This window comes from Allobosea sp. 2RAB26 (genome assembly GCF_052115465.1).
GTDB lineage: Bacteria > Pseudomonadota > Alphaproteobacteria > Rhizobiales > Beijerinckiaceae > Allobosea.
Window position 1 is genome coordinate 144,775 of record NZ_JBFRGS010000016.1, and the last position, 13,795, is coordinate 158,569.

General features: G+C 65.2%; 14 protein-coding genes. 3 read left to right on the forward strand and 11 right to left on the reverse strand.

Features of this window, described 5'->3' with window-relative positions; all coding sequences use genetic code 11:
• Positions 1-36: 36 nt before the first annotated feature.
• From AB4118_RS26265 to AB4118_RS26305, 9 genes are all read right to left on the reverse strand, one after another.
• The gene (locus AB4118_RS26265) at positions 37-1,476 is read right to left on the reverse strand and encodes an FAD-dependent oxidoreductase (protein ID WP_441492501.1); all 1,440 of its coding nucleotides are present in this window, start codon (positions 1,474-1,476) and stop codon (positions 37-39) included.
• A gap of 76 nt (positions 1,477-1,552) precedes the next feature.
• Entirely contained in the window at positions 1,553-2,848 is a 1,296-nt protein-coding gene (locus tag AB4118_RS26270) for an ABC transporter substrate-binding protein (protein WP_441492502.1), read from the reverse strand.
• 23 nt (positions 2,849-2,871) lie between these two features.
• Positions 2,872-3,705, reverse strand: a complete 834-nt coding sequence (locus AB4118_RS26275; RefSeq protein ID WP_441492503.1) for a carbohydrate ABC transporter permease — start codon at positions 3,703-3,705, stop codon at positions 2,872-2,874.
• Complete coding sequence (locus AB4118_RS26280) at positions 3,695-4,570, reverse strand: carbohydrate ABC transporter permease (protein ID WP_441492504.1); 876 nt, start codon at positions 4,568-4,570, stop codon at positions 3,695-3,697. The genes AB4118_RS26275 and AB4118_RS26280 overlap by 11 nt, the downstream gene beginning before the upstream one ends.
• Positions 4,571-4,637: 67 nt before the next feature.
• Positions 4,638-5,795, reverse strand: coding sequence for a LacI family DNA-binding transcriptional regulator (locus tag AB4118_RS26285; RefSeq protein ID WP_441492505.1), 1,158 nt, complete (start codon positions 5,793-5,795; stop codon positions 4,638-4,640).
• Positions 5,796-5,862: 67 nt separating this feature from the next.
• Entirely contained in the window at positions 5,863-6,675 is an 813-nt protein-coding gene (locus AB4118_RS26290) for an SDR family NAD(P)-dependent oxidoreductase (protein WP_441492506.1), read from the reverse strand.
• Positions 6,672-7,406 (reverse strand): SDR family NAD(P)-dependent oxidoreductase, encoded by a 735-nt coding sequence (locus AB4118_RS26295; RefSeq protein ID WP_441492507.1) that lies wholly within the window; start codon positions 7,404-7,406, stop codon positions 6,672-6,674. The genes AB4118_RS26290 and AB4118_RS26295 overlap by 4 nt, the downstream gene beginning before the upstream one ends.
• 55 nt (positions 7,407-7,461) lie before the next feature.
• Positions 7,462-8,784 (reverse strand): MFS transporter, encoded by a 1,323-nt coding sequence (locus AB4118_RS26300; RefSeq protein ID WP_441492508.1) that lies wholly within the window; start codon positions 8,782-8,784, stop codon positions 7,462-7,464.
• A gap of 34 nt (positions 8,785-8,818) precedes the next feature.
• Positions 8,819-9,799: an alpha/beta hydrolase gene (locus tag AB4118_RS26305; RefSeq protein WP_441492509.1), complete on the reverse strand. Its 981-nt coding sequence runs from the start codon at positions 9,797-9,799 to the stop codon at positions 8,819-8,821.
• A gap of 48 nt (positions 9,800-9,847) precedes the next feature.
• Here AB4118_RS26305 and AB4118_RS26310 point away from each other — a divergent pair, with 48 nt between their 5' ends.
• Positions 9,848-10,768: a LysR family transcriptional regulator gene (locus AB4118_RS26310; protein WP_441492510.1), complete on the forward strand. Its 921-nt coding sequence runs from the start codon at positions 9,848-9,850 to the stop codon at positions 10,766-10,768.
• A gap of 42 nt (positions 10,769-10,810) precedes the next feature.
• Here AB4118_RS26310 and xerD read toward each other — a convergent pair whose 3' ends face one another.
• The gene (xerD, locus tag AB4118_RS26315) at positions 10,811-11,740 is read right to left on the reverse strand and encodes a site-specific tyrosine recombinase XerD (protein ID WP_441492511.1); all 930 of its coding nucleotides are present in this window, start codon (positions 11,738-11,740) and stop codon (positions 10,811-10,813) included.
• Positions 11,737-11,883, reverse strand: coding sequence for a histidine kinase (locus tag AB4118_RS26320; protein ID WP_441492512.1), 147 nt, complete (start codon positions 11,881-11,883; stop codon positions 11,737-11,739). Before AB4118_RS26320 ends, xerD begins: the two co-directional genes overlap by 4 nt.
• A 156-nt stretch (positions 11,884-12,039) precedes the next feature.
• On the opposite strand from AB4118_RS26320, the gene AB4118_RS26325 reads away from it, so the two are divergent.
• Positions 12,040-12,630, forward strand: coding sequence for a shikimate kinase (locus AB4118_RS26325; protein WP_441492513.1), 591 nt, complete (start codon positions 12,040-12,042; stop codon positions 12,628-12,630).
• An 18-nt stretch (positions 12,631-12,648) separates the two neighbouring features.
• Positions 12,649-13,791, forward strand: a complete 1,143-nt coding sequence (gene aroB / locus AB4118_RS26330) for a 3-dehydroquinate synthase (RefSeq protein ID WP_441492514.1) — start codon at positions 12,649-12,651, stop codon at positions 13,789-13,791.
• The last annotated feature ends 4 nt before the right edge of the window (positions 13,792-13,795 follow it).

Genomic DNA, 13,795 nt, shown 5'->3' on the forward strand with positions numbered 1-13,795 from the left:
CGGAAGGGGCGGCATCGGCCGCCCCGTGCAGAGCGGTCAGGCTGCGGCGCGATTTGGCGACCCGGCACGCGTCCCATCTGGATTGCGCAAGTAGACGCCGCGCTCGAGTTGCTGGCGGCGTAGGTCCTCGATGTCGATATCGGCCGGCGGGCGGTTGCCGCGGACCGAGATCCTGGCGGCGCGCCCGGCCGCCTCGCCCATTGCCATGCAGGTTGCCATGACGCGGATCGCGCCCATGGCCTCGTGTGTCGCAGAGATGCTGCGTCCGGCGACCAGCAGATTGCCGATCTTCTGCGGGATCAGTGAGCGGTATGGAATATCGTAGCAGTCGCCGCACCAGATCAGGGTACAGCCGTCGTCGGACGGGCGGTGAATATCGATCGGATAGCTCGCCACCGCGATCGCATCGTCGAAATGGCGACAGGAGAGGACGTCGTCCTGCGTCATCACATACTGGCCGATGATGCGGCGTGTCTCGCGGATGCCCAGGAAAGGCGCGGTCTTGGTGAAATAGGCCTTCTCGAAGCCCGGCACGTAATTGACGAGATAGGTGACGATATCGTCGATCTGGGCGCGACCTTCGATCTCGCCCTTGGTCAGGCTGCGGGCGTTGGTTCCATCCGTGCCCTTGACGCGGGTCATGTTGATCCAGACCTCGCCCTTCTTCAGACCGGTGATGATGATGGTCCGCTCGTTCGGGATCTGCAGGCCGCGCTCGGCCTTGGCCTTGGCCATCAGCTCACGCATGCCGACGACGATGAACTGCCGGTTCTGGCCGAAATACTCGGCGGGAATGAAGTCGGTGAGGTAGGTGCGTGCTTCCGGCGGAGCATTTGCGATGCTCATCCGAAGCGCATCGGTGTCGACGCCGGCCAGGCAGAACATCAGCGTCGGCGGCTGCATGCCGCCGTCGGCATTGCCCTTCTCCGTGGGCACGCCGGCGCTGTAGGCGACGTCGGCATCGCCGCTGCAGTCGATGACGACCTTGGCGAGGATGGCGATGCGGCCGGTCTTGCTCTCCGTGATGACGCCGCGAATGATGTCGTTCTCGACAAGCGCGCCGGCGAAGAAGGTGTAGAACAGCACATCGACGCCGGCCTCGGTCAGCATCTCGAGCGCCACGGTCTTGACCGCTTCGGGTTCGACCAGCGTGATGCCCATATGCAGCGGGCAGGGCCGATGCTCGCTCGCGCCATCCCGCTCATTGCGCAGGCGTTCGATGAATTTCTGCGGCAGTCCGTCGATGATCTGGTTGCCCTTCTGGCCGAGGAAACCGAGCACCGGCAGGCCGATCGTCATGTTGCCGCCGACGAAACTGCGGCTTTCGATGAGCCCGACGCGGAGACCGTCTTCGGCTGCGGCCAGGGCAGCGGTGATTCCGGACGGCCCGCCGCCGACGACGAGCACGTCATAATCGGCTGAAACGGGGATGGAGCGCGCCGGCTCCTCGATGAAGCGAACCCCGGTGGTGGACATGAGGCGATTTCCTTCCATTGGCATCGTTCGATCGTGGTGCGGGGCCGGCGCCGAGGCGCCGGCCGTTGTCGTTCAATCAGGCCGGCATCATCGGCTTGACGCGCTCGATGATGGCGCCGACTGCGTCCTTGACGGGCTTGCGTCCGAGCACGGCGAGTTGGACCTCCTCAAGGAACGTCGCCTGCGCTCGGGCCGCCTCGGGAAATGGCGGGAAGGCGCCGCGCGCCGTCGCCAGCACCCTGGCTTCTGTGGCGGCGAGAGCGTTTTTGGCCTTCAGGCTTTCATCGGCATAGGTCGAGACGCGCACCGGGCCATTGCCGTTGACGGCCATGCCGAGCGTCACGCGCTTGCTCGACACTTCCCTGATGAAGCTCCAGGCCAGCGCCTTGTCCTTGGCATTCTTCGGGATCGACATCGCCCAGGCTTCGACCACGGAGGCCATCGGCATCTTGCCCTTGAGCCCGGCGGCGATCGGGAACTCGACCGCCCTGATCTTGCCCGCAAACTTACTCTGCTCGGGATTGTTGAGCTGCGCGCCGCGGGCGAAAGGCAGGACGGTGAAGGCGGCACGGCCCTGTTGCAGCCAGGTCACCTGATCGTCGTTCTTGGTCGTCGCATAGCTGCGCGGCAGGCTCCCGGATTCGAACATGCCGCGCAAAGCCGAGAGCCCGCTTTCCAGAGCCGCACGGTCGGGAACCAGCTTGAGATCGGGGCTGATGAAGTCTCCGCCATAGGCGCGGGCAAACATCACGGGGAAGACGGCGAGATCGCTCGCCAGCACCATGCCGGTTACCGGCGTACCGGCCTTGGAGGTAAAGGTCGTCTTTTTGGCCTGCTCGATCAGCTCTTCGAGGGTCGTCGGCGGCGCCGAGATTCCGGCCTCCTCCAGCAGGGCCTCGTTGTAGAACAGGCCTTGCGTTGCATGACGCACCGGGATGCCGATCAGCTTCCCGTCGACCGTCATGCCCTGCACGAGACCGGGCGCGATATCGCCGAAATCCTCGATCGGATCCTGCTTCTGAAGAGCGTCCAGCGGCTCGAACAGGGCGGCGATCTGAGAGGTCGGCCGGTTGTCGATGAGATAGCCGACCCCGTACTCGGTCTCCTTCAGGCTCGCCTCCCGGAAGAGCCGGTCCTGCAGCGGGTTGGAGTCGAAGGTGGTGAAGGTGATCTCGGCATCATTGGCCTTGCGCCAGTCCTTCAGCGGGTCACTGTCGCCGCTGCCGAGCACGGTCTGATGGACCTTGTGGCTCAGCACGTTCAGCGTCTTGCCGGCGGCCAGGGCAGGCCCTGTTGCGAGCGCGGCCGCGGTACCGGCTGCCCCGGCCATGAAACTGCGGCGTGTCACGTCAGTTGCAGGCTTGTTCGACATGGCTTCCTCCCTCTTTTGATTGGCTACCCCTTCGTCGAACCGGCGGTGAGGCCGGCCACGAGATAGCGGTTCATGAAGACGACGAAGAGCAGGACGGGCACGAGCTGCACCGTCGAGGCGGCAAAGAGGATCCCCCAGTCGACGCCGTCGATCGAGCCGATCATCTCCGAGATGACGAGCGGCGCCGTCTTGGCGCGCGTCGCCGTGAAGATGAAGGCGAACAGGAACTCGTTCCAGGAGAAGACGATCACGAAGACCGCGACGGCGAGAACGCCCGGCATCGCCAGCGGCGCGATGATCTTGCGCAGGATCGTCATGCGGCTGGCACCGTCGATCGAGGCGGCCTCGTCGAGCTCGCGCGGGATCTGGTCCATGAAGGTGCGCATCAGCACCGTCCCGAGCGACACGAAGAAGGTCGCGTAGAGCAGGATCAGCACGAGATGGGTGTCGCTGAGGCCGATCGCGTTGACGATAGGGAACAGCGGCAGCGTCACCACGATCGGCGGGATGAGGCGTACGACGATCAGTCCGAGGATGCTGGCTCCCAGCCATCGGCTGGAATGGCGGGAATAGACATAGCCCGCACAGGCGCTGGCGATGATCGCGAGCAGCGTCGCGCCGACGGTGATCAGCAGGCTGTTCAGCAGAGCTTCGAAGAAGACACCCCAGGACCGCCAGAGTTCGGCATAGTGCTTCAGCGTCGGCGTGAAGAGCCATTTCGGCGGAACCGCAAAAATGTCCTGACCCGGCTTCAGCGACGAAACGGCGATGAAGAGGATCGGAAACAGCGACCAGAACAGGATCGCCGCGACGGCGAGAGCCTTGCCGGCCCCGATGAGGAGACGCTCAGTGCGCATGGGAGAGGCCTCCCCGTCGCAGCAGAAGAACATAGCCGGCCGCGAGCAGCAGCGAGACCACGACCATGATCCAGGCGGTCGCCGCCGCCGACCCGAAGGCGTTGAAGCTGAACGCCTCCTGATAGAGATAGATCGCCACGACTTCGGTCGAGCGCGCCGGTCCGCCCTTGGTCAGCAGCCACGCCTCCGAGAACAGGCGGAAGGCGAAGATGTAGCGGAAGAGCAGCGCGATCAGCATCGCCGGGCCGAGCAGTGGCAGTGTCACACGCCGGAAGGCCTGCCAGCGCGTGGCTCCGTCGATCCGCGCCGCCTCGTAGAGCTCGGCGGGGATGGCGAGGCGTGCCGCATAGACGATCACGAAGGTAAAGGGCAGGTGCAGCCAGACCGTCAGCAGCCCGATCAGCACCATGGCGTGCGACGGTTCGAAGGACCAATCCAGCGTCGGCAGGCTCAATGCCCGCAAGGCCAGCGTGACCGGCCCGGCATCGGGATCGAACAGGAAGCGCCACATCACCACGGCGGTGACCTCGCTGACGGCATAGGGCGCGAGCACGGCGACGAGAAGGAAGCGGCGAAACGGCAGGCCACTGGCGAAAAGCAGCGCCATGCCGAGCCCGACGGCCAGTTCGAGGTGGACGGCCACGACGACGAGCACGACCGTGTTCAGCAGCGCGCTGTGAAAGGCCGGGTCCGCGAGGACACGCATATAATTCTGAAGCCCGACGAAGCTCGGCGCCTGGCCGAAGCTCGAGGTGTTCAGGCTGAGCCACATCACATAGAGCGACGGCAGCACGATCACGCTCAGGATGAGCAGATGGACCGGCGCGAGCAGCGGCAGAATCCGTGCCGTTTTTTCAGGCTGCACTCTTTCCTCCAGGACTTCTTTCGATCCAGGCTCTTTTGGCCCGGTGGCGCCGACATGGGGTTGTCCGTCAATGCATGGCTTTGGGTGCAGAGATCGCCGTCTCCGGGTTCAGAAGCGGTTCGGGGCTATCGCTGTCGCGACCATCGTCCGCCGCGGGCACGAGATCGCGGACGGACTCGCGGACCTGCAGGCCCGTCTGCAGTACGATGCGCTGCGGCGCCGAGCCGTCGCCCGCCATGCGCGCGCGCAGGCGCTGCCAGGCGGCTGCGGCGATCTCCGCGATCGGCTGCCGAATTGCGGTGAGGCCGGTCTTGCGCGCGCTCATCCAGGGATAGTCGTCGAAACCGACCACGGAGACCGGATCGGGGATATCGACCCGCAGGCGGGCCAGCGCCGAGAGCGCGCTGAGCGTGGTGACGTTGGTCAGGGCGATGACTGCGCTCGGCCGCCGGTGTCGCTCGAGCCAATGCAGGAAGGCGCCGGCCCCGCGCTCGGCATTGGAACCGAGTTCGATGACGGTCGGCTCGTGGCCGATCGTCGCACGAATCAGGTCGCAGGCGCCGCGCGTGCGCTCGCGGATCGGTGAAATTCCAAGGCTTGAGGCGGCGACGACGATGTCACGATGACCCCTGCCCAACAGATGCCTTGCCGCGATCTCACCGGCTTCTCGATTATCGATTGCGACCGTGTCGACGATGCAGCCTTCGGGCGGCACGCGATCCGCGAAAACCATCGGCAGGCGACCGATCTCGCGCTCGAGTCCTGCGGGCATGCCGTCGCTGCAGGGAATCGCGATCAGGCCGGAAGGGCGCCAGGCCAGCAGGGCACGCAGCCGCGATTGTTCCAAAGCGATGTCGTCACGCGAACTGGCGACGATGATGTCATATCCGTCCGCCTGCGCCATCACTTCGAGCTGCGAGACCAGGGAGGTGAAGAACACGTCGTCCAGATCCGGAACGAGTACGCCCACGACCTTTGCCTGGCCCGAACGGAGCTGAGAGGCAGCGCGGTCGACCTGGTAGGACAGCTCGCGGGCCGCCTTCTGGACCCGCTCCTGGAGATCGGCATTGACCGGCTTGTTGCCGCTGAAGACGTTCGACACCGTGGCGATCGACACGCCAGCGAGCGCCGCTACCTCCTTGATCGTGACACGTTTCATGCTCACCGCATGGCCTGTTAAACGTTTTACTGTAAAACGTTTAACAGGCCATGCGGCCTCATGCAACCGCCCTTCACCCGACGGATCGAGGTTTCGTCGAAGGCGAAGAACGGAGACGGAGCGGTGCCGCCCGCTAGGCGGACTGCACAGTCCCGACGTCGCCCCCGATCTTCGTGTAGATGCCGGCGCCGATCATGCCACCATCGACGGCGAGATCCGTGCCGGTGATGAAGCGGCTATCGGGTCCGAGCAGGAACATCACCGCGCCGGCGATCTCGTCCGGGTCGGCACCACGCGCGAGTGGCGTCATCATCCGGTTCCCTTCGAAGAAGGCGGTTGCGCGCTGAGCGTCGTAGCCTCCGTTGGGCTGATTGATCATCGGGGTATCGACCAGCCCCGGGCAGATCGTGTTCACCCGAATTCCCCGAGCCGCCAGTTCGATGGCAGCCGCCTTCGCGAGACCGCGCAGCCCCCATTTGCTGGCGGTGTAGGCGGCGCTGAAATAGCCGGTGAGGCCAGCCGTGGAAGACACGTTCACGATCGACCCGCCGTCGGCCATGTGCGGCGCCAGGTGCCGGATACCCAGGAAGGCGGCATTGAGGTTGACGTTCAGCACGGCCAGCCACTCGTCATGCGTGGTCTCCGTAACGGTCTTGCGCAGCGTGATGCCGGCGTTGTTGACCAGCCCCGAGAGCGAGCCTCCGAGTGTGCCGGTTGCGGCGAGGATCTCGGCCCAGGATTCCTCCCGCGATATGTCGGCCGTGACGACACTCAGCCTGTCCGCTGTGTCGCCGAGCACTGACCAATGCGGGTCGTCGGGGCCAAGCACGTCGGCGACCACGACCTTCGCGCCGGCCGCAAGAAGGCGGGACACCTCGGCAGCGCCTTGCCCCCTTGCCCCACCGGTGACGACGAAGACCCGATCCTGCCAGAAGGACGAACTCATGACCTGCCGATGCCTCCGTCGACACCCAGAACGTGGCCGGTGATGTAGCCGGCGGCATCGGAAGCGAGGAAGCTCACGGAATCCGCGATCTCTGTCGGCTGCCCCATGCGTCCGAGTGGCGTCCGACCAAGATAGATCGCCTTCTGCTCGGGATCGGCATGCATCCATGCGCTCATCGGGGTCTCGATATAGCCGGGGGCGATGGCGTTGACGCGAATATTCAGGGGGCCCCACTCGATCGCGAGACAGGACGTCAGATGCGCGATTGCGGCCTTGGCAGCAGCATAATGAGCGCAGTTGGGCCGGGCCTTCAGGCCGGCATAGCTTGAGAGGTTGACGATCGAACCACCGCCGCCGTCCTTCATGACCCGCGCAGCGGCCTGTGCCCCGAAGAATGCCGCCGTCAGATTGACGTCGATCGACTTGCTCCAGTCATCGACCGTGATGTCGAGTGCGGCCTGGCGTTCCAGGAAGCCCGCGTTGTTCACCCAGATGTCGATGCGGCCGTGATCGGCTGCGATCTGCGCGACGGTATCCTGCAGGGCGGCCGTATTCGCGATGTCGACGATCCGGCGATCGATGCCGGCCGACCCTGGTCCGTCCTGGCGGTCGAGCGCAACGACCCTGGCGCCTTCGGCATTCAGCTTCGCGCAGATGGCTGCTCCAATGCCGCCACTCGCGCCGGTCACGACGGCGATCTTGCCCTGATGGGCCTTCTGGCAATCCTGCATGGGTCCTGTTCCTGGAAAAATGGGCGGCCGCACGCTGTGCGCGCGGCCCGGTTGGTCAGCGACCGCTGCGGATCTGGCTGAGGGGGACGCCGCGGGTTTCGCGGATCATGATGGCGGCGATGACGGCGAGGGCGCCGAGGACCATGATGTAGAGCGAGAACACCCAGGACAGTCCGATCGAGCTCAGCCAGGCGTTGAGATAAGGGGCCGTGCCTCCGAAAATCGCGACCGAAAGCGACGACAGGAAGCCGACTCCGAGCGCCCGCTGCTGGGTCGGGATCTGCTCTGCGATCAGGGTCGGGTAGATCGAGGCGATGATCGCCCAGACGGCCAGGCCGATGCCTTGAGAGAGGAAGAGGGTCCAGGGCTCGTTTGTCAGGATCGCTGCGACCGGGATCGGAGCCAGGATCAGTCCGAGCCCATAGATGAACACCATCGGCTTGCGGCCGACCTTGTCTGCGAGGTGCCCGAACAAGGGCAGCAGACAGAGAACGACGAGTTGAGCGAGCAGGCTCGCGATGAAGGCTCCGCGGGCATCCATTCCGCGCGCGGAGATCGCAAAGCTCGGAGCGAAGGTCACCCAGGTATAGTAGGCGACATTGGAGCCGGCCGAGAAGAAGACCACCTTCAGCAGGATCTGGAGTTTGTCGCGGCCATTCATCGGCGCGACAACCGCAGGTGTGGCTTCGTCCGCGTCATAGACCGGGGACTCATGCGCGGCGCGGCGCATGTAGAGCGCGAACAGACCGAGGATACCACCGAAGGCGAAGCCGAGACGCCAGCCATAGGCCATCATGTCCGCCGGCGAGAATAGCGACGTCAGCACGATACCGAGGAGGGTCGCCGCCATGACGCCGAGCGTCACGCTGATGAAGACGCTGCTTGCCCAAAGGCCGCGCCGTTCGGCGGGAGCGATCTCTGCAACATAGGCATAGGAGACGCCGGACTCTCCGCCATGCGCCAGGCCCTGCAGCAGGCGTGCGATCAGCAACAGCGCCGACGCCCAGATTCCGATGCTCGCGTAGGAGGGGATGAGGGCGATCATCAGGCTGGCCGCAGCCATCGTCGACATCGTCACGATCAGGGTGTTCTTGCGGCCGATCCGATCGCCGAAGCGCCCAAAGATGATGCCGCCGATCGGTCTCGCAACGAAACCAACCGCAAAGACGGCGAGCGTCGAGAGCAGAGCGGATGTGGAGTCCGTCTTCTCGAAGAAGTTGGCTGCGAGATAGACGGCGAAGGTGCCATAGAGCGTCCAGTCGAACCACTCGAGCAGATTCCCGACGGCGGCGGCTCGGAGCGACTGGAGCGATTTGCTCCTAGCGACACGATCGTGCGGACGCGCGGCCTCGCCGCCCGCCAGAATATCGGCTGACATGAATTCCTCCCTGGTGGCTCTTTGGCCGTTCTGTTTAGAGATGGGTCGAGAACCAGCGCGCTGCCGCGCTGCTCGTCGTCTCGAAATGCTGCTGGTAGGCGGAGTAATGGCCGCCCTGGAGCAGCAGCAATTCCTTGGGCTCGCGCGCCTGGGTGAAGGCGTCGAGTTGAAGATCGGTCGGCGTCTGAAGGTCGTTGTCGGCAACGATCATCAGGAGCGCTGCGGGCCCGATCCGCGACACCCATTGACCTGGCTCGTAGCTGCGCGCGAGTTCGAGAGATCGGATGGTCACTTCGTTACGCCATTCGGGGCAGCGCGCGGCCTGTCCGATCATGTAGTCGTATGATTCCGCGCCGGGATAGGCGACGTCCGGCCCTTCATCCTGCCCGACCTCGCGCATCGTGCCTGGCGGTTGTCCGTTCAGGCGCGCCAACCGGTCATCCGCGAAAAAGCGCTGGAGCGTCTCGGCGTGGCACGGATGGACCTTCCGCAGGCCGGACAGGTAGCCGCTGATCGTCGGAACCTGGCTCACGACGCATTTCACCCGGCGATCGGTGGCACCGACTACGAGGACATGGCCTCCGCTGTAGCTGGTTCCCCAGATCCCGATGCGCTGCACGTCGACTTCGGGGCGCGAACAAAGATAGGTGACCGCAGTCCTATAGTCCTCCTGCTGCCAGGCGGGATCGATCTCCTGGCGGGGCAGTCCGGAGCTCTTGCCGAGCCGCCGATAATCGAAGGTCAGGCAGGCGATGCCCTGTGCCGCAATGATGCGGGCATAGTCCTCGAGATCACCGCCCGCGACCATTCCCCAGCCGTGTCCGAGGGCAACGGCGGGAAGCGGTCCGCTCGTCGACGGCAGATGGAAGGAGCCGCGAATGACATCCTCACCGGCGCGAAATTCCACGGGGGTGGTTGAAACGTCCATTCGCCTGTCCTCCTGATCCGCCTTGGCGCTGGCTGCGGGAGCGGATGTATTTTCAAGAGGTTTTGGCGAATGGTGCCTCTTGATCAACGCCGCAAAACAACTTTATCAATCGGTATTCCCGATTGATCAGGCGCCATGGATCTCCGCAAACTCGATTGCTTCCTGGCCGTGGCTCACCGGCTGCACTTCGGCCAGGCCGCCGAAGCACTGGGCGTGAAGCAATCCGTCGTATCGGAGTCGATCAAATCTCTCGAGAGCCATCTCGGAGGTCGGCTGTTTGAGCGGACGAGCCGGCGCGTATCGCTCACAGCTCTCGGGCAAGCTCTGCTGAAGGATCTCGAACCGCCGGTCAATGCTCTCAGGGCGGCGCTTGGCGATGCGCGCAAACGCGCTCAGGGCCAGCAGACGGAATTGCTCGTCGGCTATCTCGGCGGTGGATTCTACGAGCTCACATCGGCGGTGGTTGCGGAATTCGCGCGCTCTCGTCCCGACATCTCGCTCCGCTTCGTCGAGCTCAACTATCTGAACCAGGGATCGGCGGTCCTGGACGGCAAGGTCGACGTGGCGCTGGCGCGGCTGCCGCTTGCGACACACAGCCTGACGCGAGGCGCCATTCTCTTCCAGGATGCACGCACGCTCGTTGTGCCGAGCGGACACCGCCTGGCGGCCAACAAGCTGGTGGATCCAGAAGAGCTGCAATACGAGCGAATGGTCCGATTGCCCGCCAGCGCAGCGTCCGACGAGTGGTGCAACTATCATTTTCCGCGTGTGACCCCGTCGGGGCAGGCCATCGCCGACGGTCCCGAGATCGCGACGGTGCGAGAAGGGCTGGTCGCGGTCGCAGCCGGCCAATGCGTCATGACCTTGACCTCGCGAGCCCGGAACTACTTCGCCCATCCTGGCGTCGAGTTCATCGAGATTGATCTGCCGCCGATCCAGAGCGCCCTGACCTGGCGCACTTTCGATCACCGCTCAGGGCCCCGAGATCTCGAAATGGCGGCAAGGGCCGTCGCCGCCCGCCTCGGCACGCTCGCCCTTGCAGAAGGCCCGCGCTGATCGGGGCGGCCTCGCATTTCCGGTCTTCCCGGGGCCTGGCGATCAGCTCTCGTCGGCCAGCGGGTGCAGGTCGCGCACCATGCTCTTCAGGCGCTCGTCGAGGACATGGGTGTAGATCTGGGTCGTGGCGATATCGGCATGGCCGAGCAGTTCCTGCACGACGCGAAGATCCGCACCGTTCTGCAGCAGATGGCTGGCGAAGGCGTGGCGCAGCACGTGCGGGCTCAGCGTCGCCGATAATCCTGCTGCACCGGCCAGCATCTTGAGGTCGCGGCCAAAGGCCTGGCGCGTCAGATGCCCACTCTCGCCATCGGACGGGAAGAGCCAGCGGCTGTCCGCGCTTCCAGCCTGGCGCAGGGCCTCCAGATAGCTGCGTGCGGCCTCGCGGGCAGCGTCGTTCAGCGGCACCAGCCGGTCCTTGTTGCCCTTGCCGCGCACGACAAGGAAGCGCTCGCGCGTCGTTGCCGCTGAGAGCGGCAACGCCATCAGTTCGGACACGCGCAGGCCCGTGGCGTAGAGCATCTCGATCAGGCAGCGCATGCGCAGGGCCTTCAGCCGTGCCGCCGGGGTAAGACCATCGCGTTCGCTGAGGAGCCGCGCCGTCTCGATCAGGCGATCGACATCGGCGACGGAAACGACCTTGGGCAGCGGCCGGCCCTGCCTTGGTCCGTCGATCGCGGCGGAGGGGTCGGCGCCCGTCAGCCCTTCCGTATAGAGGAAGCGATGGAACTGGCGCACCGCGGAAAGCCGGCGCGCCGTCGATGACGCCTTCAATCCACGGGCGGCAAGATCGGCGAGCCAGTCCCGGATGTCCTGGGCGACGATGGAGCCGAGGTCACCGCGTCCGGCGATGAAGCCGGTATAGTCGTCGAGGTCGCGCCCATAAGCCTCGAGCGTGTTCTTCGCCGCGCCGCGCTCTGCCGCGAGCATGTCGAGAAAGGCCGTGATCCGGCTGCGAGCCAGCCGGCTCATCGCTGCTGCAGCTTGGACGGTGGCACGATCTCGACCATCTCGCGCTGCTCGGGCTGGACGAAGGTGACCAGCGCGATCATCCCGGCGAAGATCAGCCCGCCGACGATGGCGAGAAAGGCGATGAATCTGAAGAGGGTCGGCACGGGCCGGATGTCTCCTGGAACCTTGCCCCGATTCAGGACTATCCGGTTATTCCCGATGCCTGGCGGTTCGCGCAAGTGCAGACCGGTTCATCAGCGTCGTGAGGGCATGACGTCGGCTGACAGCTCATGCTAGACCGGCTGCGAGGAAATGCCGCGATGACAATAGCCGACCCCATCGAGAACCTGGACAATTCCGAGTTGCGCAGTCTGCTCGGGAAGCGCGCAGTCGTGCTTGTCGGCATGATGGGCTCGGGCAAGAGTTCCGTGGGGCGGCGGCTGGCAACGCGGCTCGGCCTGGCTTTCGTCGACGCCGACGTCGAAATCGAAACTGCGGCCGGCATGACGATTCCCGAGATTTTCGCGCAGCGCGGCGAAACCGAGTTCCGTGACGGCGAGAGACGCGTCATCAGCCGGGTTCTGGCGACACGCGCGCCGCTGGTGCTCGCGACCGGGGGCGGCGCCTTCATGAACGCGGAAACGCGGGAGCGCATCATCGAACTCGGCATCTCGATCTGGCTCAAGGCGGATGCCGATGTGCTGATGCGCCGGGTGCGCAAGCGCTCCAACCGGCCCTTGCTGCAGACTGCCGACCCTGAAGCGACGATGCGGCGGATGCTGGCGGAGCGCGAACCGGTCTATGCTCTGGCTGATGTAACGGTGACCTCGCGCGATGACCCCCATGAGGTCGTCGTCGAGGAGGCGATAGTCGCGCTCGATCGCCATTTGCGTTCCCTTGAGAGCCTTTGAGCTGCTGAGAGCGAAGACATGACCAAACCTGCGAACGAGAAGTCCGGCGCGCGGATCGTGGTTCCCGTTGCGCTCGAAGGGCGCAGCTACGACATCCATATCGGCCGCCACCAGCTTTGCGAGGCGGCGAGCCTGATCGCCAGCTTCGCGCCTGGCGCCAAGGCGGCGCTGGTCACCGACGAGCATGTCGCCGGCCTGCATGCGCCCGCCTTCGAAACCTGCCTCCAACAGGCCGGCGTCGCGACCACGCGGATCGAGATCCCGCCCGGCGAGGCGTCGAAATCCTATGCCCGGTTCGCGGCGCTTTGCGACGCGCTGCTCGCTGCGAAGATCGAGCGCAACGATCTCGTCATCGCCCTTGGCGGCGGGGTGGTCGGCGACCTGACCGGTTTCGCGGCGGCCGTGCTCAGGCGCGGCGTGCGCTTCGTGCAGATCCCGACGACGTTGCTGTCGCAGGTCGATTCATCCGTCGGCGGCAAGACCGGGATCAACTCCTCGCATGGCAAGAACCTGATCGGCGCCTTCCACCAGCCAGCCCTGGTCATTGCCGACACGGCGCTGCTCGATACGCTGAGCGAGCGGGAGTTCAAGGCTGGCTATGCCGAGGTTGTGAAATACGGGTTGATCGGCGACCCGAATTTCTTCGACTGGTGCGAAGTCAACTGGAGCCGCATCATTGCAGGCGGACCCGAGCGCGATCATGCTGTCGCCGTGTCCTGCCGCGCCAAGGCGGCGATCGTGGCACGGGACGAACGCGAGGAGGGGGACCGCGCCTTGCTCAATCTCGGCCACACCTTCGCTCACGCGCTGGAGCGCCTGACCGGCTATGACGCGAACCGGCTGGTGCATGGCGAGGCGGTGGCGATCGGTCTTGCGCTCGCCTTCCGCTTCTCGCAGCGGCTCGGCCTTTGTTCCGGACAGGATGCAGGGCGGGTCGCGGCGCATCTCGATGCCGTCGGCCTGCCGAGCCGATTGCAGCAGGTGCCGGGCGGGGCCGGCAGCACGGAGGAGATCGTTGCCGCGATGACCCAGGACAAGAAGGTCAAGCGCGGCGTGCTGACCTTCATCCTGGCGCGCGGCATCGGCAAGAGCTTCATCGCGCCGGGCGTCGCGGCGGACGAGGTCAGGGACTTCATCGAGGCCGAGCTCGCGGCCGCCTGAGCAC

What these genes read in the sequence shown, in the direction of transcription:
- AB4118_RS26275 (WP_441492503.1), bottom strand. Translation starts at nt 3,705, where the DNA reads ATGCGCACTGAGCGTCTCCTCATCGGGGCCGGCAAGGCTCTCGCCGTC.
- AB4118_RS26290 (WP_441492506.1), bottom strand. Translation starts at nt 6,675, where the DNA reads ATGAGTTCGTCCTTCTGGCAGGATCGGGTCTTCGTCGTCACCGGTGGG.
- xerD (WP_441492511.1), bottom strand. Translation starts at nt 11,740, where the DNA reads ATGAGCCGGCTGGCTCGCAGCCGGATCACGGCCTTTCTCGACATGCTC.
- AB4118_RS26310 (WP_441492510.1), top strand. Translation starts at nt 9,848, where the DNA reads ATGGATCTCCGCAAACTCGATTGCTTCCTGGCCGTGGCTCACCGGCTG.
- AB4118_RS26325 (WP_441492513.1), top strand. Translation starts at nt 12,040, where the DNA reads ATGACAATAGCCGACCCCATCGAGAACCTGGACAATTCCGAGTTGCGC.
- aroB (WP_441492514.1), top strand. Translation starts at nt 12,649, where the DNA reads ATGACCAAACCTGCGAACGAGAAGTCCGGCGCGCGGATCGTGGTTCCC.
- AB4118_RS26300 (WP_441492508.1), bottom strand. Translation starts at nt 8,784, where the DNA reads ATGTCAGCCGATATTCTGGCGGGCGGCGAGGCCGCGCGTCCGCACGAT.
- AB4118_RS26265 (WP_441492501.1), bottom strand. Translation starts at nt 1,476, where the DNA reads ATGTCCACCACCGGGGTTCGCTTCATCGAGGAGCCGGCGCGCTCCATC.
- AB4118_RS26270 (WP_441492502.1), bottom strand. Translation starts at nt 2,848, where the DNA reads ATGTCGAACAAGCCTGCAACTGACGTGACACGCCGCAGTTTCATGGCC.
- AB4118_RS26295 (WP_441492507.1), bottom strand. Translation starts at nt 7,406, where the DNA reads ATGCAGGATTGCCAGAAGGCCCATCAGGGCAAGATCGCCGTCGTGACC.